This window comes from Alteromonas algae (genome assembly GCF_049117195.1).
In the GTDB taxonomy this organism is placed as follows: domain Bacteria; phylum Pseudomonadota; class Gammaproteobacteria; order Enterobacterales; family Alteromonadaceae; genus Alteromonas.
Window position 1 is genome coordinate 1,475,229 of the sequence record NZ_CP185260.1, and the last position, 24,575, is coordinate 1,499,803.

A 24,575-nucleotide genomic window follows, 5' to 3' on the forward strand; every position below is an offset into this window, starting at 1 on the left:
CAATAAACGTGTAATTATTTATGAGTATAAAAACCCTAGATTCCACCGTGGTTTATCAAAATAAATGGCTTACGGTTCGCGAAGATAGAATTGAGCGAGAAAGTGGCCGTGAAGGGATATACGGCGTAGTAGAGAAACCTGACTTTGCTATTATTATTCCCGTTGAAAATGGTTACGTCTACTTGGTTGAACAATACCGCTACACAATAAAAGAACGTTGTTTTGAATTTCCACAAGGTGCGTGGGAGACGAACCCAGATGTCGACCCTAGCGTGCTTGCTGCTGGCGAATTAAAGGAAGAAACCGGTCTGACCGCCAGCACAATGCAGTACGTGGGTTTTCAATATCTTGCCTATGGTTTCTGCAACCAAGGATACCATATCTATTTAGCGTCGGGACTGACACAGGGCACACAAAAACTGGATGTCGAAGAAGAAGACTTAAAAGTCACTAAGGTTAGCCTTGAAACGCTTCACACTATGATTTTATCCGGCGATATAAAAGATGCATCGACCTGTAATGCGTATGGTTTGGCTAAACTCAAAGGGCTTATTTGAGCGCTGTGGGGCCAAAAAAAGAAAAATGATGTCGCTTATCGTTGCTACATATTGTTTATTGTTAGTATATTTCACCATAGCAAACGTGTTGCATAGCGTTGTTCTCTATGTGTATATCGCGCTAAGTATAGTGACTTTTTTAATATATGGTGTAGATAAATTAGCAGCAATAAGGGAAAAAAGGCGCGTGTCAGAACGGACTTTACACCTTCTTGGGCTTACCGGTGGTTGGCCGGGAGCGTTTGCTGCGCAGCACGCATTCAAGCATAAACGAAGCAAACCGGCGTTTATGAGGGTATTTTGGTTAGTCGCGTTTTGTAATAGTGGGGCGGTTGGTATTTTTATCGCCACAGGTTGGGGAGAGCGAATGCAACAATTGCTGTAATCCCGCGTATATCATGAGATGTTACAATAACCTGTTTGCATTAGCTGTGGTTGTTTAGTTTACTTAGAGAAAATCAACTTACAGCTCAATGTAAACTAGGAATTGTTCATGTCACCTAATCGCGCCGGCGGTATTGCTTCTATTATTTGTGCTACTACGTATATATTTGGCTTCGTATTTTTTTTCGGCGTGCTTGATGCGCCAATAGATAATTCAGACACAGGGCGTTTGCAATTTTTAGTGGGGCAACGTGATGTATTCTTTTTGGGGTATATCATTATTGGTGTCGTATTTAGCCTAAGTTTGTTGTTAGTTAATCAATCTCTTCATCGTATTTTCAAAAACGTATCGCCAGCTATTGCAAGCTACAATGCAACGTTAGGGGTGATATGGGCATCGTTTGTATTGGCAAGCACATTTGTTTTTCTGGTTAGCCTTTCCTTTCTTGCCGATTATGCAAACGTCGACGAAAGTGGTGCTGTTATTGCGCTGAAAGCAACCAGTGTTGTAGTAGATGCCCTAGGCGGGGGAATTGAATTACTCGGTGCGCTTTGGGTTTTGTTAATAAGTTATGTATGCCTTAAAGCAAATATTTACCACAAAGCCACTCACGTGCTTGGCGTTGCGGTTGGCGTTGCCGGCATGCTGACACTGCTCACAGGCCTTTCCTTTTTATCTGAAGTTGTACTCTTTGAGGCCACTGCAGCTGTGTTTGGTTTAGGTCAAATTGTGTGGTTTATTGCACTTGGCATTCATTTATTGAACGATAGCGGTGACTAAGCTAGGCGTTTTATATTCATGTGCTCTGCTACTAAGTAGAGCGCACTGACTTTCTTAACTATTTATTTCGCGCCACTATTGGCGCATAATCGTTTACGTCTTAGTCAAAAGAATAAGGCCCATCGCCTAAAAACCACTAAGCCATACTAATAATAAAACGTCTCCCACCGATAAATGGACTGCCTTACTCATGAAATACATAGTCATTGTATTCATAGCGCTTGCATTGCTAGGCTGTGAAGCTACACCTGTACAAAACGCAGGTCAGATAAAAACAAAAACTAAACTTAATACGAATATTGAATTACCCCTTCCTGTCTCTGTTGCCTATCACGTGGATAAAAGTACGCCTGAAAATAAGATAAACTTTTTCGGAAAGTTAGAAGATGCTACCGAGCTTGTAACGCTAGGCATATTTGAACGTTCGGAAAAGCTTAACGCTACGAGCGACTTCGACTATTTAATTCAGCTTGCGGCGGTAAGTGATTGGGATTTTATGTGGGGTGGATACGAATCTGATCTTATGATCGTCGTTAAAAACCGCAAAGGCGAAACGGTTTTCAAGCGCAATGTGGAAAGCAAAGCCAGTGGTACTGGTGGGTTCTACGACCTCAATGCGGTGTATAACGCGTTCGCAAAAAGTATTAAAGAAAACCTTTTCGACTTTTTAAATACCAGTAGTAATAATTTAGTGGTGTCAGACGCTGACCGAACGAGCGACATTTCTATTAAAGCCTTTTTTGATGACATAAATCCAGAAGGGACCGGTACGGGTTTTTATATCGATAATAACGGTACGTTGGTTACTGCTGCCCATGTTGTCAGCGAGTGCATACTGGTTGAAGTGAACCATAAAGGACAAACTTACGTCGCTGATATTGGTAAGAAAAGTGCGTTGTTAGATTTGGCCGTACTCACCACGAATTACGCAAATAGCCACAGTATTTCTATCAGCAAAGATACGCCAATTAGTTTGGGTAAACCGCTATTCGCGACCGGCTTTCCATTATCGAATCTACTCTCTGATTATCCCTCCCTTACGGTGGGGAATGTTACTTCTCAAGGCGGTTTAAAAGGTGCCCAAGGAAGCTTTCAGTTCTCAGCGCCAGTTCAACCTGGAAACAGTGGTGGTGCAGTAGTAGATTATAAAGGTCAGTTACTGGGCGTGGTTTCTGGTTCGCTTAATCAAGCGATGATGTTATCTGAAGCGGGCACGACATCACAAAATGTCAATTTCGCGATTGATACGTCTTTACTAGCCACGTTTTTAGACAACGGTGGGTTTGCGTATAGTGCGAATGCGGCGTCGCCTAACTTTGAAGAGGCGTCAAAAAATGCGGTTGAGTATACTAATCAAGTGCTGTGCTACAAGTAACGGAATATTAAAAATGAAAAACTATTTAATTAGAATGATGCCACTGTTCGTTTGCACCTTATCGGCCTTTAATGCAACATCGCAAGACGATGCCGCGCCTATATTTGAATATACTCACGAGGGCAAAGCCTACCCTCCGGTGTTTTTCGTTACGAATGTTGACGACAAGTCAGTAAAGTCAAAAATGCTGCAGTATGAGGCTTTTTTCGCGTTAGATGAAAAAGCGGTTGGACTACCCATTGGTGTAAGGGTACTAAAGGGGCATAGAACAAAACAAGACGGTACTCAGGCGTCGACACTCATGTTGTCGGCAAGTACACTAGGCATTATTCCTATTGTCTCAAATACCGAGTTTAAAGTGCGTTATGATGTATTTGTTCAAGGCAAATCGATAGAAAGTTTCGAGTACACAATGGACTCTACCGATGTCGATAACCTGTGGACGTCTGCTTATAAAGAACACGAAACGTCGCCGACAGAGGAGCAGTTCTTGTTAGACACCATACCGCAGTTTTTAAAGGAGTTACGTGAGTCTGAGGTAGTGCAACAGACATTTGAAGAGTATTGGGAATACTTTAGCGAATAGCATACAAGACTGTTATGAAAGCCTGTATATAAAAAAGCAGCGCCGTTAAGGCGCTGCTCTAAACCAGGGAAGTTTATACTAACTAATGTCGCGTTAGTTTTCGATTAAGCGTGAACCAATTTCAATTTGTTTTGGTTTTTTAGCTTCTGGAATGACACGCTCCATATCGATGTGCAGTAAGCCATTCTCCATGTCTGCCGCTAACACCTTTACGTGGTCACCTAACTGAAACTTCCTTTCGAAATTTCGTTCTGAAATACCTTTATGTAAAAATTTGCGCTCGGCCGTTTCTTTTTCTTCGGCTTTCTTAGTGCCAGTAATCGTCAATGTGTTGTCTTGTACTTCAATATTGACGTCCTCTTTGCTAAAGCCAGCAATCGCCATCGTAACGCGATATTTGTCATCACCTAGCAATTCGATGTTGTAAGGAGGGTAAGTATTTTGCTTTTCTGAACGTGTTGCTGCATCAACGAGTGACGCTAAGTGATCAGAACCAATGAATGAACGGTAAAGTGGAGATAGATCGATAGTACGCATAGTCATATCCTTTAAATTAAGCAATATGTAAAAAAATAATGCCCCGACAATTCGGCGGCGTTTTGTGTCGACCTGATGCTTCAGCGCCGACATAACAGATATGTGACTGCTCGTTCATTTTTCAATGTTTATTATGCAATATTGTTTAAAAAAAGCTAAGTATTGAATTTAAGCGTATGATTTTAAACGATTTTAATTTTTAACTTTTTTATTCGGCATTGCGTTATTCGCATCAAACCGCCTATATAGTATTGCTATAGATTCATCGCAATTCGTTTAACAGATGTGTTGTCGTGAGAAAAATGTGTTTACGTAGGTGGGGGAACTTTTGTTGCGAGAAAGTCTGTGCGGCCAAGAAGGTAAAGCAACGGCAAATAGGTGCGATAAACATATTACCATTACGGTAGGTGTTGAACACTAATACAACAATTTAATCTTAAATACGGCGAAACAAGTGCTATAATTCAATACATTAATTGTCATACCAATTTACCTCTAGTGAATATGAAAAAAGAAGTTGTTGTTTTAAATTGTGGGAGTTCGTCTGTTAAATTTGCAATTATAGATGCAGAAACGGGCGAGGCAGGATTGACGGGTATTGCAGAAAGTCTGGGCAATAATGACGCTTCACTGTCTTATAAAATTGCGGGTAAAAAGCAACGTGCGTCACTGCCTGACTATGCCTCTCATACTGAAGCGTTAAACGCGATCCAACATATTATTGAATCGACGGGGGTAAAACCCATCGCGGTTGGGCATCGTGTTGTTCACGGTGGCGAACAATTTAAACAGGCTGCGAAGGTTACCGATGACGTGCGTAACGCCATTGAACAGAATGCCAGCATGGCTCCTCTCCATAACATGGCTAACCTAAAAGGGATAATCACTGCACAAGCAGCCTATCCCGCATTACCTCATGTCGCTGTATTCGACACGTCTTTTTTTCAAAGTATGCCGCAACGCGCCTACCTTTATGCGCTTCCCATGTCGCTGTATAAGGAGCATGGTATTCGGCGCTACGGGTTTCATGGCACAAGCCATAAGTTCATTTTGGACAGCGCAGCTAGCTTATTGAACAAACCAGTTCAAGATACCAGTATTATCAGCGCACATTTAGGCAACGGGTGTAGTGTAACCGCCATCGAAAATGGGGTTGCTGTCGATACAAGTCTTGGTTTCACGCCGTTAGAAGGCTTAGTAATGGGCACCAGATGTGGTGATCTTGACCCCAGCCTGCCAGGCGCTTTACAGAAAAAGCTTGGTAAATCAGCAGACGAAATCAATGACATGCTGAATAAACAGTCGGGGTTGCTGGGGATTTCAGAATTAAGCAACGATTGTCGTACCCTTGAAGATGCGGCGCAAGATGGTCACGATGGGGCAAAGCTTGCTCTTGAAATATTCTGTTATCGTTTGGCTAAATACATTGCGGGTTACCTCATTGCTACACCAACGCTGGATGCCATTACGTTTACTGGCGGAATTGGTGAGAATTCATCTTTCATTAGACAAACGACGCTCGCGTATTTCGCACATTTAGGTGTAGCGCTAGACAGTGACAAAAATGAAAAGGTACGATTTGGTGCGAAAGGCGATGTGAGCGCTGCGTCTTCACGCTATCCTGTATTTGTTATTCCAACGAATGAAGAATGGGTTATTGCTAAAGAAGCCGCTAACTTCGCATAACTAGGAGTAAATATGTCTCGTCGAATTATGCTTATTCCGGTCGGTACCAGTGTTGGGCTGACCACCGTTAGCATGGGGCTTGTTCGTGCATTAGAAGAACAAGCTATCAAACTTAACTTTTTTAAGCCTGTAGCTCAGCCTCGTAAAGGAGACAATGGCGAAGAGCGCTCAACAGCAATTATTTCCCATCATGCGAGTGTATCGCCCATTACACCATTTTCTCCGGATTACGTAGAGGAAATGATAAGTAATGACAATATTGATGAATTGCTAGAAGAAATCATAGAGCGCTTTGAGATTCATCAAAAAGAAGATGCTGTTACCGTTATCGAAGGGCTAGTCACTACGCGTCACCACCCCTATGCAGAGAGGCTGAATTTAGCGATAAGTCGCGCGTTAGACGCTGATATTGTTTTTGTATGTGTACCAAGCAACGACAACCCCGTTGATATAAATCACCGCCTTGAGATTATCGTTGATACTTATGGCGGTCATAAAAGCAAAAAAGTTGTCGGGTGTATTTTCAATAAAGTTAACGCGCCCCTTGATGAGCACGGCAGACTTCGTACCGATATTGGCGTGATTGACGCGCAAGAACACGATGAATTAAGAAGTGAGGCGTTACGTACCCTTCCTATTTTTTCCAAAGGGTTAAGTTTACTGGGTACCGTGGACTGGAGTGCTGAGCTTCTCTCGCCTAGGGCCATTGATGTATGCAAACACTTAAAAGCACGTTTATTAAATGACGGTGATATTGCCACACGTCGACTAAGTAGCGTGACGTTCTGTGCCCGTGAAATTCATAACATGACCCATGCATTAAAGCCTGGTGCGTTGTTAGTTCTTTCAGGTGACCGAAGTGATGTGTTTGTATCAAGCTGTCTTGCCGCGCTAAACGGGACCAAAATTGGTGCGCTATTGCTTACAGGCGGTTATGAGCCTGATAGCAATGTGATGGCACTATGCCGTCAAGCTATGGAAACGGGTCTGCCGATAATGTTGGTTAATAATAACACATGGCAAACTGCACAAAGCCTTCATGCCTTTAATCAAGAAGTGCCGGTAGACGATAGTCAGCGTATTGAAAAGGTCATGATCCATACCGCTGAAAGCTTAGATGCAAAGTGGGTCAGCTCGCTTACCGAAAAAGTATCGCGACAAAAAATGCTGTCACCATCTGCATTCCGTTTTTATCTTACTAATCGTGCGCGTCAGGTTAATAAACGTATTGTATTACCAGAGGGCACTGAGCCGCGCACTGTGGTTGCAGCTTCTATCTGCGCAAAACGAGGTCTTGCAAGGCCAGTATTGCTAGGTGAAGAGGCAGAAGTACGCCGAATTGCAGAGCAGCAGGGTGTGGTTCTTGGTGAAGGTGTCGAAATCCTTGCGCCCAGTGCAATTAGAAATAATTATGTGAAGCCTCTGGTCGATTTGCGCGGTCACAAAGGCGTGACCGATGTGGTTGCTAGTGAACTACTGCAAGACAACGTCACGTTAGGGACGATGATGTTGCAGCGTGACGATGTCGACGGGTTAGTCTCTGGTGCGATTAATACGACGGCGAATACCATTAGGCCGGCATTACAGTTAATTAAAACGGCAGAAAATGCGTCGTTAGTATCTTCTGTATTTTTTATGCTGCTGCCTGACAAAGTATTGGTGTATGGCGATTGTGCTATTAATCCCGACCCCAACGCACAACAATTGGCGGATATCGCTATTCAGTCTGCGACGTCTGCGCAAATGTTTGGTATTGAGCCGCGTGTTGCAATGATTAGCTACAGCACCGGCACCTCTGGTGCAGGTAGTGATGTGGAAAAAGTGAGAGAAGCAACAAAAATTGCGCAGTCGTTGCGTCCGGATTTACTTATTGACGGTCCGTTACAGTACGATGCGGCGGCGATTGAAAGTGTGGGTCGGAGTAAAGCGCCAAATAGCCCCGTCGCAGGTAGAGCCAACGTATTTGTTTTTCCCGATTTAAATACGGGTAATACAACCTATAAAGCAGTCCAACGTAGCTTCGATTTAGTGTGTATTGGGCCTATGTTACAAGGTATGCGAAAGCCGGTTAACGATTTAAGCCGCGGTGCGCTGGTAGACGATATTGTATTTACTATAGCCCTCACCGCTATTCAGGCGGCTGCCAATAAGTAGTGCTTAGTGCCATAAAAAAAGGAGCGCTAAATGCGCTCCTTTTTTCGCTATGAGTAATGTCGTAGTACTAGGTCTTTTTAAACCTTAGATATAATGCCGCCCCTAACAAAAGTGCAGTCAAAAACCACACGGATAAATCCTGCATGAGGTAATACGGCGTGAAGCCTTTTGTTGCATTAACCGGCGCACTGATATTTGCCTCTTCAAACTGAGGAAGCATGGCGGTAATGTTACCTCTAAAGTCAATGAAAGCAGTGATGCCATTGTTGGTCGCACGAATGATGGGGCGACCCATTTCAAGTGCGCGCATTCTAGCAATCTCTAAGTGCTGCGCTGGTCCATGTGAGTGACCGAACCATGCATCATTACTTACGGTAACAATCATATCGGTGTCACGATAGATATTGGCTGCAACTTGTCGAGGAAAAGCAATTTCAAAACAAATTGCTGGCGCAAGATGAATGCCATTTGCCACCAAATTCGCCTGTCTGAAATCCCCCCTTGCAAAAGAAGACATGGGCAGGTCAAATAACGGCGCAAGAGGTCTTAACCAATCCTCAAAAGGAACAAACTCTCCGATAGGCAGTAGGTGATGCTTGGCAAACCGATTATTGTGAAAATACTGATAAGTAGGAGAGGTGGCTTCAGGCGTTTGTTTTCCCAAGACGATTAAGTTGTTCCACGCCTCTTCTGTTTCCCAATTATAGTTGACGATACCTGTAATAAGCGCAGTGTCCTCGTTAAAGGCTCTTTCATTAAGTTGCACAAGATATGTTTGAGCGAGAGGCTCTAGTTTAGGGACGGCCGCCTCAGGCCAAATAATAAGGTCGTTGCCCCATAGCGTTTCGGTAAGCTTCATATACTTGCGCATGGTGGGTTCGTCTTGCTCAGGCACCCAACGTAAAGACTGAGAAATATTGCCTTGTGCCATGCCTACTGAATAAGTTTGTTTTACCTCTACCCAGTCATGGTGCTGTAACACCCAACCACTGGTGTACACCACAAGCGTTACGAGGCCTGCTTGAAGCATTTTTTGCATGTTGGTTGCTACGCCAAACATCGCCGCACAAACAATGATGAAAGCGGTAATACCAGTTTCGCCTATAATGGGTGCCCATCCCGCTAGCGGGCTGTCTATTTGACTATATCCTAATGACAGCCATGGGAAGCCAGATAACATCCAACTTCTAAGCCATTCGGCAACTATCCAGAAAAAAGGCAGCGCTAATGGCCATAACCTTGGTGGGAATAGACGTAGGGTAAGTGCAGTTGCAAGGGCGGGGTAAAGCGCTAAATAACTCGAGAGTAACGCCATCAGCCCGACAGAGGCTATTATAGGAAGGCCGCCAAAATCAGCGATACTGACATGAACCCAACTGACCCCAGCGCCAAACCAGCCTAAGCCAAATAACCAACCGGCTAAAAAGGGGCGGTGCGATAACTTAATAATTTGCCGTAATGCTAGCGCAACGGCAGGAATAGCAACTAGCCAAAAACTAAAAGGGGCAAACGCAAATGTAAGGCTTGCCCCACTGAGTAATAGCAGAAAATGAGGAATAAAGCGTTTCAGCGTAACTACTCCAAAGACGGGATTGAAACCTTTAGCTGAATCAATCGGCGCTTGTCTGAGTTGGTCACTTTAAATTGAATGTCACCAATAGACACTTCGTCATTAGTTTCAGGCATATGACCAAATGCTTTCAGCACAATGCCGCCAATCGTATCCGCCTCTTCTTCACTGAAAGACGTCTCAAAGAAACTATTGAACTCATCAACAGGCGTTAGGGCTTTTACTGAATAAGTCGACTTGTTCAGAGGGCGGATATCACCGGTACCATCTTCTTCAATATCGAATTCGTCTTCAATTTCGCCCACGATTATTTCAAGGATGTCCTCGATGGTTACAAGGCCAGACACGCCACCATATTCATCTACCACAATCGCCATGTGATAGCGTTGCTGACGGAATTCTTTGAGTAATACGTCCACGCGCTTGCTTTCTGGCACTATTACGGCTTGGCGCAATATGTCACGAAGATTGAATTCACGTTCGGCATTAAAGGCGAAACTTAATAAGTCTTTGGCAAGTAAAATGCCTTCGATGTGGTCTTTGTCTTCGCTGATCACAGGAAAACGGGAGTGAGCAGATTCAAGCATAACCGGTAAAAACTCTTCTACCTTTTGCTCTACATCTATCGTGGTCATTTGAGCTCGTGGGATCATGATATCCCTTACTCGCATTTCATTGACCCCAATTACGCCCTCGATCATTTCACGAGTTTGTGGGTCGATGATTTCGTTCTGCTCAGCGTCAGTTATTACCGAGACTAACTCTTCTTTGTTTTTCGGCTCACCAGAAATCGAGTACTTCAGTTTGTTAAACCAACTCTTGCCTGATGCGCCGTTGGTAGAGTGAGGGTTGTCGTCGCTCATAATGTCCATTATTTAGTTAATTCATCGCCAACGTTAAAGGGCTTCTTGTAGCCCGTCAACGCTTTATTGGCGCTTAGCATAAATTGTTATGTTATCGGCACGCGTCATCCCATTCGTTAATATTGAGAAAATGCAGCGCGATACGTTTTGTAAACCTATGCTTCGTAGGGGTTAGCGATACCCAAGTTGTTGAGTATTTGAATCTCTTTTGCTTCCATTTCGTCAGCATCGTCATCGTCTATATGGTCGTAGCCCAATAAATGCAATATGCCATGTACGGTCATGTGCGCATAGTGGTCTTCTGTTGATTTAGACTGGGTTTGCGCTTCTTGGCTAATAATGGGCGCACAAATAACTAAGTCGCCCAACAAGTTAATCTCAATACCCGGTGGTGCATCGAAGGGGAATGACAATACATTTGTGGGCTTATCTTTACCTCGAAACTGTGAATTAAGCGCCTGGCTTTCTTCTTCGCCGGTAAAACGAACGGTTACTTCTTGTTCGCCAATGCCTTCAAATTGAAGAACAGCATTCACCCACTTTTCTAGAAATGAAGCCGAAGGTATGGCACCTGAAATCGCATCGTTGGCTTCATACGCTTGCTGATAATCAATGATTGCCGTCACTGTCAGTTACCAGATTGCGTTTGATTACTATTACTGTCCTGCTCGCGCTGCAAGCGAAGTGCTTCTTCTTTCTTCTCTTTCTTTTTTAACTCTTGCTCGGCGTCGTATTGTTCGTAAGCTCGAACGATACGAGCAACAACCGGGTGACGTACTACATCGTCAGCATTAAAAAAGTTGAACGATATATCATCAACATGGTTAAGTACTTCGATGGCATGACGCAGACCAGAGCGCGTGCCGCGAGGCAAATCGACCTGTGTAATATCACCCGTAATAACCGCTTTTGAATTAAAGCCGATACGTGTGAGGAACATTTTCATTTGTTCCACCGTTGTATTTTGGCTTTCGTCTAGAATAATAAATGCGTCGTTTAGCGTTCGCCCGCGCATGTACGCAAGTGGAGCAACCTCTATTACGTTGCGCTCCATCAGCTTTTCAACTTTTTCAAAGCCCAACATTTCAAACAGGGCATCGTAAAGTGGGCGTAGGTACGGGTCGACTTTTTGAGAGAGATCGCCAGGCAAGAATCCGAGCTTTTCACCCGCCTCGACAGCCGGACGCGTTAGTAGAATACGGCGAATTTCTTGACGCTCCAATGCATCTACCGCCGCGGCAACCGCAAGATACGTTTTACCTGTGCCCGCAGGGCCTATACCAAACGTGATGTCATGATTAATGATGTTCGCAACATATTGGGCTTGGTTTGGGTTACGTGGCTTTATTACGCCACGCTTGGTTCGAATATTAATTTCTTTTCCGTACCCACCCGTTGCGTCTTGCTCAATAACGCGAGCTTCTTGGATTGCTAGATGCACTTGCTCTGCATCTAGCTCTGGAATCCGGCCTTTTACGGGCTGGGTTTCAACATACAGAAGCTTTAGTAATTCAGTAGCACTATTTATTTGCTGAGGCTCACCTAACACTTTAAACGCATTATTGCGGTAGGTTATTTCTACACCTAATCTGCGTTCAAGTTGCTTAATGTTGTCGTCAAAGGGGCCGCATAAACTCGACAAACGTTTACTGTCTGACGGTTCTAATTCAAATTCGTTACTAACCAATGTACTCAAGCTTCTGTATTCCTCACTAAATTAAAAATAGGTCTAGGCGGGGTTAAATTGGGCCACGCCTAATTCATCAGGCAAATCTGCTTGATGCTTTGCCATGATAGATTGGGGCGAAATGGCAACACGCAAGCCCATTTCACTCTCGCGGCGAATAACATCGCCCCGCAGCGAATTGGTAAATACGTCAGTAACCATAACGTCAACAAATTCGCCAATCATATCGGGTGTGCCTTCAAAATTAACCACACGGTTATTTTCAGTACGGCCCGAAAGCTCCATCGGGTTCTTTTTCGATGGGCCTTCTACCAAAATTCGTTGTTCAGTACCCACCATGTGGCGCGCGATACGAAGTGCTTGTTGGGTAATGCGTTGCTGTAGCAGGTGCAGACGTTGCTTCTTAGTCTCTTCACTTACATCGTCTACTGCATCAGCAGCAGGTGTACCTGGGCGGGCACTGTAAATAAAGCTAAAGCTAAGGTCGTAATCTACTGCCTGAATTAAATCCATCGTCGCTTCAAAGTCAGCATCGGTTTCGCCAGGGAAGCCAATAATAAAGTCACTCGATAGGCTAATGTTAGGGCGAACCTTTTTAAGCTTACGCATTTTAGACTTATATTCTAACGCCGTATGCCCACGCTTCATGAGGTTCAATATGCGATCTGACCCACTTTGAACCGGTAAATGTAGGTGATCGACCAATTCGGGTATGGACGAGTATGCATCGATGATATCGTCGGTAAACTCAACAGGGTGCGATGTGGTGTAACGAATTCTGTCTATTCCATCGATAGAGGCAACAAGTTCAAGAAGCTCTGAGAATCGACAAACGGTACCATCATGATGATCGCCACGAAAAGCGTTCACGTTTTGCCCAAGCAGGTTAACTTCACGAACCCCCTGGCCCGCAAGCTGTGCAATTTCTAAAAGCACGTCATCTACAGGGCGGCTGACTTCTTCGCCGCGCGTGTAAGGCACAACACAAAATGTGCAATACTTCGAACAGCCTTCCATGATTGAAACAAACGCCGTAGGGCCTTCAGCGCGAGGCTCTGGCAAACGGTCGAATTTTTCTATTTCAGGGAAGCTTACATCAATCACTGATTTAGCGCCGCCTTGAAGCTGATTGATCATCTCAGGTAAACGATGCAGCGTTTGGGGGCCAAATACTAAGTCGACAAAAGGTGCGCGCTGGCGGATTGTATCGCCTTCTTGCGAAGCAACGCAGCCGCCTACGCCAATGATAAGCTCTGGCTTATCATTTTTTAATGTTTTCCAGCGACCCAATTGATGAAACACCTTCTCTTGTGCTTTTTCACGGATTGAGCAGGTGTTTAAAAGTATCACGTCAGCGTCTTCAGGGGCGTCTGCCACGCTGTAGCCGTGTGTAGAGTCGAGTAAGTCTGCCATTTTTTCCGAGTCATACTCGTTCATTTGACAGCCCCAGGTTTTGATATACAGCTTTTTAGTCATAACAACTATTCGATAACCTGTTAGGTTCCAGTAAGTCGTTGTTAGTGAGAGTAATACATGCAAGCAGGGTTACCCAACGTTTACACTAACAACCAGAGTTAGAGGATGATGTTCAAAATAGCCGCATATTTTACCTGTTCTCCACCCAATTTCCCAGTGGATTCGCCAGATTGCCTGCTATTTAATCTTTGCAGTTCTATCAGTATACAGACTGCCAACGATTCAATAGGTTTAGGTTAATATCTGAGGTATTTTGATCCAGCGCAGCCCTCTGTCACGTTTTTGTTTCAATGACATGGACATTTGCGACATAATGCAACGGTGCGTAGAGGAGAACGAATGTACGATTTTTGTATTAATGGCGGTGGAATGGTGGGGGCAACATTGGCGCTTGGTCTTGCTCAGCAAAATTATCAGGTGGCAATAATCGAGCCTGCTATGCCAGCACCTTACCGTCATGAAGATGGGCCAGATTTGCGTGTGTCAGCAATAAGCGATGCCTCGGTGACGCTGTTAAAAGCGCTTGGTGCATGGCCATTTATTACCGCGATGCGTGTGAAGCCTTATACGGGGTTAAGCGTGTGGGATGACCCTAATCATCGCACTGATTTTACTGCCGAAAGCATTGAGGTTCATCAACTGGGCTTTTTTGTCGAAAATAGAGTGTTGCAGTTAGGCTGCCACGAAGCGCTCGCTAGCTACAAGAACGTGACACGCATTACCTCATCAAAAATATCACATATTGCGTTGCCGCTTGAACAAGAGCGTGATGAAACCAAAAAAGTTACCGTAACGCTTGAAAACGATGATGTTGTTGAAGCGCGCTGGCTTATTGGTGCAGACGGTGCAATGTCTCAGGTTCGGCAGTCCGCAGGCGTGGGGACGTCAGGATGGCAATATGCGCAGCAAGCGATGGGCATTACAGTAAAGATGGATAAACCCGTTCCACCCGTTACCTGGCAGCAGTTTACGCCACATGGACCGAAGGCGTTCCTTCCCATGTTTAATAACTTTGGCTCGCTGGTATGGTACGACAGCCCAGAAAGACTGAAGCAACTCAGCGCCTTGAATAATACGCAATTAGCGCAACAGGTTATCGATAATTTTCCTGATGAGTTATTAAAAAGCGACAATGGGTTTACTATTTGTGGCAAAGCAACGTTTCCACTTACGCGCGCTCATGCAAGCCATTATGTTACGGGGCGGGTTGTACTTATTGGCGATGCTGCGCATACCATAAACCCGTTGGCGGGGCAGGGCGTAAACTTAGGTTTTAGAGATATAGAAGCGTTGCTGGCAGTAACGTCAGAAGGGCTAACTCTTTCCTCTACACAATTTTATGCAAACCTAAAAACGCGCTATGAAGCACCTCGTCGCAGGGATAACGGCTTGATGATGTCGGCAATGGATGCATTTTATGGCTTGTTTAGCAATGACATAGGCCCCATTAAATGGGTAAGAAACCAACTTCTCTCTATCGCCCAGCATGTCGAGCCGGCAAAAAGAGAAGTATTGAAATATGCCATAGGAATGCGTGAATGGAAGTTCTAATAATATTAGCCGTATTGTTCGGTGCACTGTTTATCATTATTCCGCTTATAGAGCGTTCAAAAATGCGTATAAGCCAAGAAGATACCGCAAAGTGGTCAAAGTGGATTTGGCCACTCATGGGGGGTTTATTGATTGCCCAGTTGTTGAGGTTGCTGTTCTCATAGTGCCAACCCCACAACGACAGGCGGAAAACGACGTGCGTCAAATGACGCCGTTCAGTATTACACAGATGCGTGATGCTGGGTTGACCACTGCCTAGAAAGGTCGAGCAATACTTTATCTACCAACTCTGCAACGCACGCATCATCGCTTTGCAATATGGCATATGTGCGTAACCCAACAAATTGATTTTGTAGCCAGTCTGCAGTGCGTGCGATGGGCGTATCGTTAGGTAGGGCGTTAAGGGCGACTGCACGTTTTACGATATTCTCAAAACTTTCTCTTAGCGTGCTCATGCCATCGATGACCGCTTTTTTTGCCATACCACCAAGTAGTTCTAGTTCTGTTACCGACCTCACTAACAAGCATTGTCGCATAAAGCGTTGATCGCCCTGGCACATTAACGACGCAATAAAAAACGATCGCAGTGCTTCTATCGGAGTGGGTGACTCAGCCACCTCTTGCAATGCGATTTGGCTTTGTTCTACATAATGTTCAACAACAAGTTTGAATAGGCCCTCTTTACTTTGAAAGCGCGCATAGATACTACCGGGGCGCATATCTAGGGCTTCTTGAATATCTCTCATACCTGCACCTTGGAACCCTTTTTTCCAAAAAAGTACGGTGGCTTTTTCAATGGTTTCGTTGTGCGCATATGTCATCAGAGCATACCTTATTCATTGTTGATTTGAACAAGTGTTCAATTATCGCTTGAACGATCGTTCAAGTAAACCTATTATTTAAATACAAATCGTAACGAGTAAACGCTACTCGCCATTAAATTAATGTTAGGAGCAAGACATGAGTGATTTTACATTACACACAAAGGAAACCGCGCCAGAAGCAGCAAAGCCGCTTATCGACAATTCGGTAAGCGCGTTCGGCATGCTTCCTAATTTGCATGCGGTGATGGCTGAGGCGCCTACGCTTCTTGAAGGGTATCAAGTGCTGCACGATTTAGCCCAAAAGACATCGTTTAATGCAGATGAGCTAACGGTTGTATGGCAAACAGTGAACGTCGAGCATGCGTGTCATTACTGCGTACCTGCCCATACTGGTATTGCAAAAAGTATGAAGGTGAGTGACTCACTTATTGAAGCACTTAGAAATGACGAAACATTGTCTGATTCAAAACTAAATACACTTAAACAAACGGTGCTTGCCGTAACGCGCGGTCGAGGCCACATTAGCGAGCAAGACGTGAGTGCATTTTACGAAGCAGGCTATGGTCATCAACAGCTATTGGAAATTATTTTGATACTGGCTCAAAAAGTGATGAGTAATTACACCAATCATGTGGCTGACACGCCAGTGGATGCGCCGTTTAAAGCATTTGATTGGCAGCCTAAATAGCGTAGACAGTTATATTGCACGCAACGTTAATACCGCGTGCAGGTTTTCCAAAAAAAGCGCCAGTAGGCGCTTTTTTTCTTTCTAGCTGCTAAAGCGTAAATCTGACTTAAACCCTTACGTGTGATCTCAAACGGCGAGCGCAGTACAACAGAAAGTGCGGACAGTTGAAATGTATATACATTTGCTATATGTTTCTTAGCAGATAATAAGGAATTGAGTCAGCCGTAATCGTGAAAACAAAAGAAAAAAATAACAAAAAAAAGAAAAACAGCCAGCTAATTATTCGGATAAATGACGAAGAGCGAGCACAGTTTATCGACTTATGTGAAACACTCGATACCTCTGCCGCGCGCGAGATAAGGCGTTTTATTCGTGACTTCGTAAATGAAAACCACAACAACAAGTGAAAAGGAAAAAACCATGTCGAAAAAGAAAGCACTGAAAAAAGACATAAAAGCAACAAAAGCGAAAATTTCGAAGCAAGAAAATAAGCTTAAAAAGCTGAAAAAGAAATTAAAAAAAGCCAAAGCAAAATAAGCGCATGCGCTCAATCCAGCCTCTTAGAGAGTGATACGTAATCAAAATCGAATCCAAACACTTTAGGCGAAACTGCGCTTAACGCGCGTGCAGTTTTGTAAAAGGCTGGACACTCAACAGCGATAACGCCAACCCGCTGGCCATATTTTATTCGCTCAGCATTGATGGGTTCACTGGTTTCAATATCGACCAGAACAATGAGGTCGGGCACCGAGGCCAGCACGTCGTCATTTTGTTTGGCAACCAAGTATTCATTCTTGATGTTGATGGTAAGCGGTACTTCGTTGTTGAAGCCTACGATAGTTAATTCGCCAACGTCATAGCCTCCAACAAGCTTCATTTGTTTGTCGGTCACTTTGCCCTGATAAAGCAGTGCGCAGGCGCCGTATACTGATTTTTCGAAGCAGGCATTAAGATGTGGCATCATTTGCTTCACATGGCCGCGATGCCGATTAAGTATATTGCCTAATGTAACGGCAAACGAAATGGTGTCGGGAATGATTGCAGACTTGATAAATTTGCCTGACATTGGGTGTTCAGCGGCGGTAATCATGCCTCCTGCTGCCATCGAAAAGCTTCGTATGTGACGCTCGTAGGTAAGGGTGTCTGAGGTCGAAAACGTCGCTATATTTCCAGCATAATCGCGTGCAACTGCCGGGGTAGGTTTAGCGCCCGCAATAGCATAGGTCATCATTTGTGCTTCAGGGAGCGCGCGGCCCATTCCGTCGCCATCTACCATAGGCAGTCCTGCTCCAGCCGCAGCAACGAGTGGAAGCAGTGAGTTGCCCCCTCCAATTTCAAACGACGCAATAACGTCAACTTTTCTATTAGTGTGGGATTGAAACGCATGAAGTGTTTCGCTTGCCTCTTCAATAGAAGGGAGAAGTTCTAGGCTTACCGTAGGTGCGCCCAGTGCTAGAACGTACTAAATGGTATTTGGGCTACCCATTAGAAAAGCTAAATTGGATAGAGTAGGAAGGTATTTGTACATTGCTTAGTACATGAAAAACCGTGTTAACGACCTTCTGAGCCCAATTGAAATGAGTAGAGTGCAAGTCCGAGAACGATAAAACTACGTATAAGTATTATCAGATATATAATGTATTTCTCAATGTTGTTAACGCGCTATTGAACGGTTTAGTAGTGCGTTGGAATACGTGCATAAACGTTAAGGAAAAATTTTGTCGACCACGCATTTTTATCAGCCAGCATTAGGACATGGTCTAGCGCATGACCCGTTTAACGCCATCATTGCCCCGCGCCCAATTGGCTGGATATCGTCAAAAAGTGCCGAGGGGGTATTAAATATCGCGCCTTATAGTTTTTTTAACGCGCTAAACTACACACCGCCTATTATTGGTTTTTCAAGCGTAGGGGCAAAAGATTCGTTGCGCAACGCACAAGAGACTGGCGAGTTTTGTTGGAATCTAGTGTCTAAGCCGTTGGTCAATGCAATGAATGAAACCAGTGCGCCTTTACCACCCGAACAAAGTGAGTTTCTTGAATCTGGACTTGAAACGGCACCATCGAAGATTATTGATGTACCTCGCGTTAAAACTAGTCCAGTCAGCTTTGAATGCAAGGTTACGGATATTGTTCAGCTAAAAGGTGCCAATGGTACGCCTTGCGAAAGCTGGTTTGTAATGGGTGAAGTGGTGGGCGTTCATATTGATAAAACCTTAATTGTAGATGGCGTCTACAAAACATTACTCGGCGAACCGGTAATGCGCGGTGGTGGTGCGGGAGACTATTACACCGTTGATGAAAACAACGCGTTTGAATTATTAAGGCCGTAAGCCGTTATTTGAATTAAATGAAGCGGCTTTTATTGATACCGCGACTATCTTTTACCAAAAACAGAGATGCAAATAGGTACATAAATGTTGAACATGAATTTTGACGAACGAGTAGTTATTAACACTGGTGATGTCGAATGGGTAGCTTCTCCGTCAAGCATGGTATGGCGCAAACCGCTAGAGCGTGAAGCAAAAGAGTCAGGCCACACGACTAGCGTAGTTAACTATGAAGCGGGTGCTAGTTTTAAAGAACACAGTCATCCTCTCGGGGAAGAAATTTTTGTTCTGGAAGGCGTGTTTTCTGACGAACATGGAGACTATCCGGCAGGGTCATATATTCGAAACCCGCCGGGGAGTAAACACAGCCCCTTCAGTAAAGAGGGCTGCGTTATTCTGGTAAAGCTGAACCAGTTTGATACTCGAGACCTAAAAGAAGTGCGTGTTAATACGAATACAACGCCATGGTTGCAGGGGCAGGGTGGCTTGCAGGTGATGCCGTTGCATAACTTTGAGCATGAGCATATCGCACTTGTTAAGTGGCCAGTTGGGGAAATATTCAAGCCTCACCGCCATTTCGGTGGGGAAGAAATATTCGTGCTATCTGGCACGTTTAAAGACGAGCATGGAAGTTACCCTAAAGGTACATGGTTACGTAACCCCCATATGAGTCAGCATCATCCCTTCGTTGATGAAGAAACCGTTATCATCGTTAAAACGGGCCATTTGCCTGTGGCATTATGAGTAACGCCACTCGTGCTAAAAGCAAAAAAGGGCTTCAATAGAAGCCCTTTTTTATTACGTAGCGGTGCTACCAAATGTTGTCTTCAGATTTTCCTTGAATATCACAGTCGCCTGCTTTGTAGGTCACCTCTTCACCGCTGTCTTTCTTCTTAAAGTAATCTTTACTGATTGAAACGATGGTCGGTGTCATCCATACAATTGCCGTAATATTGATGACCGTCATTAGGCCTAATGCCATATCAGCCATAGCCCATACTTGAGGAAGGGCGGCTTGCGCGCCCCAGTAGATCATACCCAAGTAGCCAATAGTGTAGGCTGCTCGACCTGCTCGATTATCAAGTTTAAACATATGAAGGTTACTTTCACCATAGGCATAATTTGCTACCACCGATGTAAAGGCAAACAAGCTAATTGCCGCCGCAACAAAATCGGTACCGCCTTCACCTAAATGGCTACTCATCGCATCTTGAGTTAAGCGAATCCCCTCCATCTGGTCAGAGCTAGACCCGCCAGCGAGTAGAATAATAAAAGCAGTAGACGTACATAACACCATGGTGTCTAAGAACACGCCTAACATTTGAATATACCCTTGAGACACTGGATGGTTGGGATTAGGTACAGCGCTTGCCGCCGCATGCGGCACCGAGCCACTTCCCGCTTCGTTCGAGTAAAGCCCTCGTTGTATACCATTTTTAATGGCCGCCCCTAGGGCGCCAGCACCGGCTTCTTGTAAGCCAAATGCTGATTTAATAATGTCGAGTAACATAGCCGGTAGTTCTGAAATGTTCATAAAGGTTATAGCCAGTGCAACGAGCACGTAGCCTATGCCCATGAAAGGCACCACATATTCAGCAAACCGTGCAATACCGCGTAAACCACCAACGACGATTAGTGCTGCTAAAACGATAATCGCTACACCTACATACTCACTGGGGAATGCGTATGCGTTATTGAGTGCGTCGGTGATAGTATTGGCTTGTACGGCACTGAATACGAAACCGTACCCAAAGAAAAGGCATAATGAAAAGGCGACCGCTAACCAGGTTTTATTCAAACCTTGTTTTATGTAGTAGGCGGGACCACCACGAAACTCACCATTCTCGTCTTTGACTTTATACAACTGACCAAGCACACTTTCAGCAAAGCCGGTTGCCATACCTAAAAGCGCTATCATCCACATCCAAAAAATAGCACCAGAGCCTCCGAGTGAAATGGCAACTGCCACACCGGCTAAGTTTCCCGTGCCTACTCGTGCTGATAAACTAGTACATAACGCTTGAAAAGAACTTATACCTTCCTTTGTTGCCGTTGTGCTTCCTTTTAGTAAAGAAAACATATGGCCGAAGTGGCGCAACTGCACACCACCTAGTTTTACGGTAAACCAGATACCACAGGCCAATAGCATTACAATTAATACTTGTCCGTCGCCCCACAAGACGTTATTTACCGCCGAAACGAATTCGTTTATCACGCACTTTCCTTCATTGTTATTGTCATTGAGCATGTTAAAAGTTAAGTTTGAAACGCGGTTTCAAATCATGAGCCCAAATGCCTTACTTGCAATAGTAGCATGAGTGAAAATAGAAGTGGGTAAGAAAAATAGGCCGTACTATTACCATTAATAATGACTTAGGTAATAAGGCTATAGAAACGGTGTGATGGTTCTATGAGATAATAAAAAACCGCTCAGGTGAGCGGTTTTTTGAATATGGCTGGGGTAGCAGGACTCGAACCTACGAATGGCGGGATCAAAACCCGCTGCCTTACCAACTTGGCTATACCCCAATGGTAATGTGCAAACGATGCACAGCGCTAAAACTATAAACAGCGCAGAAACGATACGTTAATGAACACCGATGTATGCTTTCAAAGCAAGGCGTCTTAACCTAACGAAAAGGATGGTGGCTACGGCGAGATTCGAACTTGCGACCCCATCATTATGAGTGATGTGCTCTAACCAACTGAGCTACGTAGCCTAAGTGCATATTCAGCAAAAAACCGCCCAATTGAGCGGTTTCTTAGAATATGGCTGGGGTAGCAGGACTCGAACCTACGAATGGCGGGATCAAAACCCGCTGCCTTACCAACTTGGCTATACCCCAATTTTGGTGCGGAAGGAGAGACTTGAACTCTCACGCCGTGAAGCACTGGAACCTAAATCCAGCGTGTCTACCAATTCCACCACTCCCGCATAGACACTAGCTGTAAACATTATTGGCTGGGGTAGCAGGACTCGAACCTACGAATGGCGGGATCAAAACCCGCTGCCTTACCAACTTGGCTATACCCCAACAATGGTGCGGAAGGAGAGACTTGAACTCTCACGCCGTGAAGCACTGGAACCTAAATCCAGCGTGTCTACCAATTCCACCACTCCCGCGCAGCTAGACACTCCTAACAGAGAATATGAGAATTGGTGGCTACGGCGAGATTCGAACTTGCGACCCCATCATTATGAGTGATGTGCTCTAACCAACTGAGCTACGTAGCCTTTCATTTCTCTTCCCTCTCAGGAAGTGGCGCGTATTATGCGTATATGACCGCCTACCGTCAACCCCTTTTTTGCTAAGTTTTTTTAAATGCTCAATATGTGTGCGTTGGGGCACGATTTACATTCAAAACGCCGAGAATTTAAGCAGAATATGGGCGTTACGTGCTGACGTTACCAGCGAGATGTGGTCGTTTTAGTTTGGTAATAACATACATCTATCGGCCGTGGTGCATATGTTTTATCGTGAAAAAACGGGTTTTCTAAATGCCGGCCTGTTGCCGTTCTGGTTTGATATTCTTCGTGAGAGGGACGTTGAATGAAGTAATGTATCTCGCCGCGTGCTCCAACGGAAACATTACGTATTTTGCTACTATCGCTAAGTGCTGTTATAACGCCACCATTTTCAACATTACCCCTAGGTAGCTGTTGTAAAACGGTCATTCCTTCTACCACACGACCTATCACAGACATGTTCCGGTCTAAATGGCGAGGCGCTTGCCCAATAACTATATATAACTCGGTGCTGGCAGTGTCTTTTTCGCTGTTTCTTGCAAATGCGACCGTGCCTGGGCAGTGTAACCCCCACATTTCGTTGCGTGTATTATCTACACCAACCGCAAACCCATCAAGAAAGCCGGTTTCAGGTGCAAACATATCATTGGCTTCAACAAGGTCAACATCACCTTTATTTTTAACCGTAAACTCTGCCTTTAGCGGTGATAACAAGGACGGAGGAAACGCAGCTGTATCGTGGGTATCATTACTGCCTGCTTGCGCTACAAAGCCTTCGACCACTCTGTAGAAGTATTGATCATTATAAAACCCCGCGTTTACCAGTGACGTAAATCTAGCAACATGTTGCGGGGCAAGTGATGGGTGAAGCGCAATAACAACGTCACCATAGTGAGTGTCGATAGTCACAAGATGTTCTGCAGGAACGGGATACCAATCACTTGAGTGTGCCAAGGGGGAAGTAGGTTCACTGGCATAAACCGCTAAAGAGGGCGTTGTGCATGCAAATGTGAACAGTAAACATTGTATCGCGAAGAAATAAGGCGTTTTAATTAAAAGAGAAAAAGTCGACATTAGTGTGCTCTGCATTAAAAGTATGCGTTTGTTATAGCAGTACTTTATATGCAATCACAAATAAAAAAGCCGCTATTAAGCGGCTTTAAAAAAGTAATGTGGTGATAAAACCTTACACGTTAAATCTGAAGTGAATAACGTCACCGTCTTTAACGATATAGTCTTTACCTTCTAAACGCCATTTGCCTGCGTCTTTAGCACCTTGTTCACCGTTAAATTCTACGAAATTATCGTAGCCAACGATTTCAGCACGGATAAAGCCCTTTTCAAAGTCGGTGTGAATTTTACCTGCTGCTTGTGGGGCCGTTGAGCCTTCAGGGAAGGTCCATGCTCGCACTTCTTTTACGCCCGCAGTAAAATACGTTTGAAGTGTCAACAAATTATAACCCGAGCGAATAACGCGGTTAAGGCCTGGCTCTTCTAAGCCCATATCCTGCATGAATTCTTCACGTTCATCGTCTTCAAGTTCGGCAATATCAGATTCGATAGCAGCACATACAGCGACAACGACCGCATTTTCGCCAGCAGCAATTTCGCGAACTTCGTCAAGATAAGGGTTGTTTTCAAACCCATCTTCATTAACGTTAGCCACATACATGGTTGGTTTTAACGTAAGCATGTTCATGTAGCTAATGGCGTCTAATTCTTCTTTGGTAAGCGACAATGAACGAAGTAATAAACCCTCATCTAGGTGCGGTTTAATTTTTTCCAGAACTTTTAGTTCGTACTTTGCTTCGCTATCACCGCCTTTTGCACGTTTGGCAATACGGTGTAATGCTTTTTCTGTGGTTTCTAAGTCTGAAAGCGCCAACTCGGTGTTAATAACATCGATATCGTCTTTTGGGCTTACTCGACCTGAAACGTGAACAATGTTTTCGTCGTCAAAGCAGCGAACAACATGACCAATAGCGTCAGTCTCGCGAATGTTTGCCAAAAACTTGTTGCCCAAGCCTTCACCTTTCGAAGCGCCTTCAACAAGTCCAGCGATATCTACGAATTCCATTGTGGTAGGAATGACTCGCTGCGGTTTTACGATTTCAGCCAACTTGTCCAAGCGAAGATCAGGCACAGGCACAACACCGGTGTTTGGCTCGATAGTACAAAACGGGAAGTTAGCCGCTTCAATACCTGCTTTTGTTAATGCATTAAAAAGTGTTGATTTACCTACGTTTGGTAGGCCAACAATGCCGCATTTAAAACCCATG

The 24,575-nt window shown here is 44.5% G+C and carries 24 protein-coding genes and 7 tRNA genes; 13 read left to right on the forward strand and 18 right to left on the reverse strand.

Features of this window, described 5'->3' with window-relative positions; all coding sequences use genetic code 11:
- The first annotated feature begins 20 nt into the window (after positions 1-20).
- The 5 genes from ACOJRU_RS06605 to ACOJRU_RS06625 all read left to right on the forward strand — a co-directional run bounded on the left by ACOJRU_RS06605 (position 21) and on the right by ACOJRU_RS06625 (position 3,683).
- On the forward strand, positions 21-557 hold the full coding sequence (locus ACOJRU_RS06605; RefSeq protein WP_421134241.1) for an NUDIX domain-containing protein: 537 nt from the start codon (positions 21-23) through the stop codon (positions 555-557).
- A gap of 28 nt (positions 558-585) precedes the next feature.
- Positions 586-942 carry a DUF1294 domain-containing protein gene (locus tag ACOJRU_RS06610; RefSeq protein WP_421134242.1) on the forward strand — a complete coding sequence of 119 codons (357 nt, stop codon included), beginning with the start codon at positions 586-588 and terminating at the stop codon, positions 940-942.
- A 108-nt stretch (positions 943-1,050) separates the two neighbouring features.
- Positions 1,051-1,722, forward strand: coding sequence for a DUF4386 family protein (locus tag ACOJRU_RS06615; protein WP_421134243.1), 672 nt, complete (start codon positions 1,051-1,053; stop codon positions 1,720-1,722).
- Positions 1,723-1,912: 190 nt separating this feature from the next.
- Positions 1,913-3,097 carry a S1 family peptidase gene (locus ACOJRU_RS06620; protein WP_421134244.1) on the forward strand — a complete coding sequence of 395 codons (1,185 nt, stop codon included), beginning with the start codon at positions 1,913-1,915 and terminating at the stop codon, positions 3,095-3,097.
- A gap of 13 nt (positions 3,098-3,110) precedes the next feature.
- On the forward strand, positions 3,111-3,683 hold the full coding sequence (locus ACOJRU_RS06625) for a hypothetical protein (RefSeq protein ID WP_421134245.1): 573 nt from the start codon (positions 3,111-3,113) through the stop codon (positions 3,681-3,683).
- 93 nt (positions 3,684-3,776) lie between these two features.
- On the opposite strand, the gene ACOJRU_RS06630 is transcribed toward ACOJRU_RS06625, so the two are convergent.
- Entirely contained in the window at positions 3,777-4,220 is a 444-nt protein-coding gene (locus ACOJRU_RS06630) for an Hsp20 family protein (RefSeq protein ID WP_421134246.1), read from the reverse strand.
- Between the two features lie 504 nt (positions 4,221-4,724).
- Here ACOJRU_RS06630 and ACOJRU_RS06635 point away from each other — a divergent pair.
- Positions 4,725-5,906 carry an acetate kinase gene (locus tag ACOJRU_RS06635; RefSeq protein ID WP_421134247.1) on the forward strand — a complete coding sequence of 394 codons (1,182 nt, stop codon included), beginning with the start codon at positions 4,725-4,727 and terminating at the stop codon, positions 5,904-5,906.
- Positions 5,907-5,918: 12 nt separating this feature from the next.
- The gene (pta, locus tag ACOJRU_RS06640) at positions 5,919-8,060 is read left to right on the forward strand and encodes a phosphate acetyltransferase (RefSeq protein WP_421134248.1); all 2,142 of its coding nucleotides are present in this window, start codon (positions 5,919-5,921) and stop codon (positions 8,058-8,060) included.
- 67 nt (positions 8,061-8,127) lie between these two features.
- On the opposite strand, the gene lnt is transcribed toward pta, so the two are convergent.
- The 5 genes from lnt to miaB form a co-directional block, all read right to left on the reverse strand.
- Positions 8,128-9,618: an apolipoprotein N-acyltransferase gene (gene lnt, locus ACOJRU_RS06645; RefSeq protein WP_421134730.1), complete on the reverse strand. Its 1,491-nt coding sequence runs from the start codon at positions 9,616-9,618 to the stop codon at positions 8,128-8,130.
- Positions 9,619-9,635: 17 nt separating this feature from the next.
- Positions 9,636-10,493: a CNNM family magnesium/cobalt transport protein CorC gene (gene corC / locus ACOJRU_RS06650; protein WP_421134731.1), complete on the reverse strand. Its 858-nt coding sequence runs from the start codon at positions 10,491-10,493 to the stop codon at positions 9,636-9,638.
- Positions 10,494-10,648: 155 nt separating this feature from the next.
- Entirely contained in the window at positions 10,649-11,119 is a 471-nt protein-coding gene (gene ybeY / locus ACOJRU_RS06655) for an rRNA maturation RNase YbeY (protein WP_421134249.1), read from the reverse strand.
- A gap of 2 nt (positions 11,120-11,121) precedes the next feature.
- Positions 11,122-12,189, reverse strand: a complete 1,068-nt coding sequence (locus tag ACOJRU_RS06660; protein ID WP_421134250.1) for a PhoH family protein — start codon at positions 12,187-12,189, stop codon at positions 11,122-11,124.
- A gap of 33 nt (positions 12,190-12,222) precedes the next feature.
- A complete protein-coding gene (miaB, locus tag ACOJRU_RS06665; protein WP_421134251.1) occupies positions 12,223-13,656 on the reverse strand; it encodes a tRNA (N6-isopentenyl adenosine(37)-C2)-methylthiotransferase MiaB in 1,434 nt (477 codons plus the stop codon).
- A 339-nt stretch (positions 13,657-13,995) separates the two neighbouring features.
- On the opposite strand from miaB, the gene ACOJRU_RS06670 reads away from it, so the two are divergent.
- Positions 13,996-15,207 (forward strand): FAD-dependent monooxygenase, encoded by a 1,212-nt coding sequence (locus ACOJRU_RS06670; protein WP_421134252.1) that lies wholly within the window; start codon positions 13,996-13,998, stop codon positions 15,205-15,207.
- On the forward strand, positions 15,195-15,371 hold the full coding sequence (locus ACOJRU_RS06675) for a hypothetical protein (RefSeq protein WP_421134253.1): 177 nt from the start codon (positions 15,195-15,197) through the stop codon (positions 15,369-15,371). Before ACOJRU_RS06670 ends, ACOJRU_RS06675 begins: the two co-directional genes overlap by 13 nt.
- Positions 15,372-15,428: 57 nt before the next feature.
- Here the strand turns inward: ACOJRU_RS06675 and ACOJRU_RS06680 are convergent, their stop codons facing one another.
- Positions 15,429-16,028: a TetR/AcrR family transcriptional regulator gene (locus ACOJRU_RS06680; RefSeq protein ID WP_421134254.1), complete on the reverse strand. Its 600-nt coding sequence runs from the start codon at positions 16,026-16,028 to the stop codon at positions 15,429-15,431.
- Between the two features lie 139 nt (positions 16,029-16,167).
- Between ACOJRU_RS06680 and ACOJRU_RS06685 the strand changes: the two genes are divergently transcribed.
- A complete protein-coding gene (locus ACOJRU_RS06685; RefSeq protein WP_421134255.1) occupies positions 16,168-16,719 on the forward strand; it encodes a carboxymuconolactone decarboxylase family protein in 552 nt (183 codons plus the stop codon).
- Positions 16,720-16,949: 230 nt separating this feature from the next.
- Complete coding sequence (locus ACOJRU_RS06690; RefSeq protein ID WP_421134256.1) at positions 16,950-17,126, forward strand: hypothetical protein; 177 nt, start codon at positions 16,950-16,952, stop codon at positions 17,124-17,126.
- 140 nt (positions 17,127-17,266) lie between these two features.
- On the opposite strand, the gene ACOJRU_RS06695 is transcribed toward ACOJRU_RS06690, so the two are convergent.
- Complete coding sequence (locus ACOJRU_RS06695) at positions 17,267-18,169, reverse strand: DUF917 domain-containing protein (RefSeq protein WP_421134732.1); 903 nt, start codon at positions 18,167-18,169, stop codon at positions 17,267-17,269.
- A gap of 268 nt (positions 18,170-18,437) precedes the next feature.
- Here ACOJRU_RS06695 and ACOJRU_RS06700 point away from each other — a divergent pair, with 268 nt between their 5' ends.
- Together ACOJRU_RS06700 and ACOJRU_RS06705 are read left to right on the forward strand one after the other, a co-directional pair.
- A complete protein-coding gene (locus ACOJRU_RS06700; RefSeq protein ID WP_421134257.1) occupies positions 18,438-19,052 on the forward strand; it encodes a flavin reductase family protein in 615 nt (204 codons plus the stop codon).
- An 84-nt stretch (positions 19,053-19,136) separates the two neighbouring features.
- Positions 19,137-19,793, forward strand: coding sequence for a cupin domain-containing protein (locus ACOJRU_RS06705; protein ID WP_421134258.1), 657 nt, complete (start codon positions 19,137-19,139; stop codon positions 19,791-19,793).
- Positions 19,794-19,860: 67 nt separating this feature from the next.
- Here the strand turns inward: ACOJRU_RS06705 and ACOJRU_RS06710 are convergent, their stop codons facing one another.
- From ACOJRU_RS06710 to ychF, 10 genes are all read right to left on the reverse strand, one after another.
- A complete protein-coding gene (locus tag ACOJRU_RS06710) occupies positions 19,861-21,264 on the reverse strand; it encodes an alanine/glycine:cation symporter family protein (RefSeq protein ID WP_421134259.1) in 1,404 nt (467 codons plus the stop codon).
- A gap of 238 nt (positions 21,265-21,502) precedes the next feature.
- Positions 21,503-21,578: transfer RNA gene (locus ACOJRU_RS06715), tRNA-Gln, on the reverse strand.
- Between the two features lie 114 nt (positions 21,579-21,692).
- Positions 21,693-21,769 (reverse strand) — tRNA-Met (locus ACOJRU_RS06720).
- A gap of 50 nt (positions 21,770-21,819) precedes the next feature.
- A tRNA-Gln gene (locus ACOJRU_RS06725) sits at positions 21,820-21,895 on the reverse strand.
- A 4-nt stretch (positions 21,896-21,899) separates the two neighbouring features.
- Positions 21,900-21,984: transfer RNA gene (locus tag ACOJRU_RS06730), tRNA-Leu, on the reverse strand.
- 24 nt (positions 21,985-22,008) lie between these two features.
- Positions 22,009-22,084 (reverse strand) — tRNA-Gln (locus ACOJRU_RS06735).
- A 4-nt stretch (positions 22,085-22,088) separates the two neighbouring features.
- A tRNA-Leu gene (locus tag ACOJRU_RS06740) sits at positions 22,089-22,173 on the reverse strand.
- A gap of 34 nt (positions 22,174-22,207) precedes the next feature.
- Positions 22,208-22,284: transfer RNA gene (locus tag ACOJRU_RS06745), tRNA-Met, on the reverse strand.
- A 171-nt stretch (positions 22,285-22,455) separates the two neighbouring features.
- Positions 22,456-23,370 carry a peptidylprolyl isomerase gene (locus ACOJRU_RS06750; RefSeq protein WP_421134260.1) on the reverse strand — a complete coding sequence of 305 codons (915 nt, stop codon included), beginning with the start codon at positions 23,368-23,370 and terminating at the stop codon, positions 22,456-22,458.
- Between the two features lie 112 nt (positions 23,371-23,482).
- Positions 23,483-24,574: a redox-regulated ATPase YchF gene (gene ychF, locus ACOJRU_RS06755; RefSeq protein ID WP_421134261.1), complete on the reverse strand. Its 1,092-nt coding sequence runs from the start codon at positions 24,572-24,574 to the stop codon at positions 23,483-23,485.
- Position 24,575 lies beyond the last annotated feature (1 nt).

What these genes read in the sequence shown, in the direction of transcription:
- ACOJRU_RS06605 (WP_421134241.1), top strand. Translation starts at nt 21, where the DNA reads ATGAGTATAAAAACCCTAGATTCCACCGTGGTTTATCAAAATAAATGG.
- ACOJRU_RS06610 (WP_421134242.1), top strand. Translation starts at nt 586, where the DNA reads ATGTCGCTTATCGTTGCTACATATTGTTTATTGTTAGTATATTTCACC.
- ACOJRU_RS06615 (WP_421134243.1), top strand. Translation starts at nt 1,051, where the DNA reads ATGTCACCTAATCGCGCCGGCGGTATTGCTTCTATTATTTGTGCTACT.
- ACOJRU_RS06620 (WP_421134244.1), top strand. Translation starts at nt 1,913, where the DNA reads ATGAAATACATAGTCATTGTATTCATAGCGCTTGCATTGCTAGGCTGT.
- ACOJRU_RS06625 (WP_421134245.1), top strand. Translation starts at nt 3,111, where the DNA reads ATGAAAAACTATTTAATTAGAATGATGCCACTGTTCGTTTGCACCTTA.
- ACOJRU_RS06630 (WP_421134246.1), bottom strand. Translation starts at nt 4,220, where the DNA reads ATGCGTACTATCGATCTATCTCCACTTTACCGTTCATTCATTGGTTCT.
- ACOJRU_RS06635 (WP_421134247.1), top strand. Translation starts at nt 4,725, where the DNA reads ATGAAAAAAGAAGTTGTTGTTTTAAATTGTGGGAGTTCGTCTGTTAAA.
- pta (WP_421134248.1), top strand. Translation starts at nt 5,919, where the DNA reads ATGTCTCGTCGAATTATGCTTATTCCGGTCGGTACCAGTGTTGGGCTG.
- corC (WP_421134731.1), bottom strand. Translation starts at nt 10,493, where the DNA reads ATGAGCGACGACAACCCTCACTCTACCAACGGCGCATCAGGCAAGAGT.
- miaB (WP_421134251.1), bottom strand. Translation starts at nt 13,656, where the DNA reads ATGACTAAAAAGCTGTATATCAAAACCTGGGGCTGTCAAATGAACGAG.
- ACOJRU_RS06670 (WP_421134252.1), top strand. Translation starts at nt 13,996, where the DNA reads ATGTACGATTTTTGTATTAATGGCGGTGGAATGGTGGGGGCAACATTG.
- ACOJRU_RS06675 (WP_421134253.1), top strand. Translation starts at nt 15,195, where the DNA reads ATGGAAGTTCTAATAATATTAGCCGTATTGTTCGGTGCACTGTTTATC.
- ACOJRU_RS06680 (WP_421134254.1), bottom strand. Translation starts at nt 16,028, where the DNA reads ATGACATATGCGCACAACGAAACCATTGAAAAAGCCACCGTACTTTTT.
- ACOJRU_RS06685 (WP_421134255.1), top strand. Translation starts at nt 16,168, where the DNA reads ATGAGTGATTTTACATTACACACAAAGGAAACCGCGCCAGAAGCAGCA.
- ACOJRU_RS06705 (WP_421134258.1), top strand. Translation starts at nt 19,137, where the DNA reads ATGTTGAACATGAATTTTGACGAACGAGTAGTTATTAACACTGGTGAT.
- ACOJRU_RS06750 (WP_421134260.1), bottom strand. Translation starts at nt 23,370, where the DNA reads ATGTCGACTTTTTCTCTTTTAATTAAAACGCCTTATTTCTTCGCGATA.
- ychF (WP_421134261.1), bottom strand. Translation starts at nt 24,574, where the DNA reads ATGGGTTTTAAATGCGGCATTGTTGGCCTACCAAACGTAGGTAAATCA.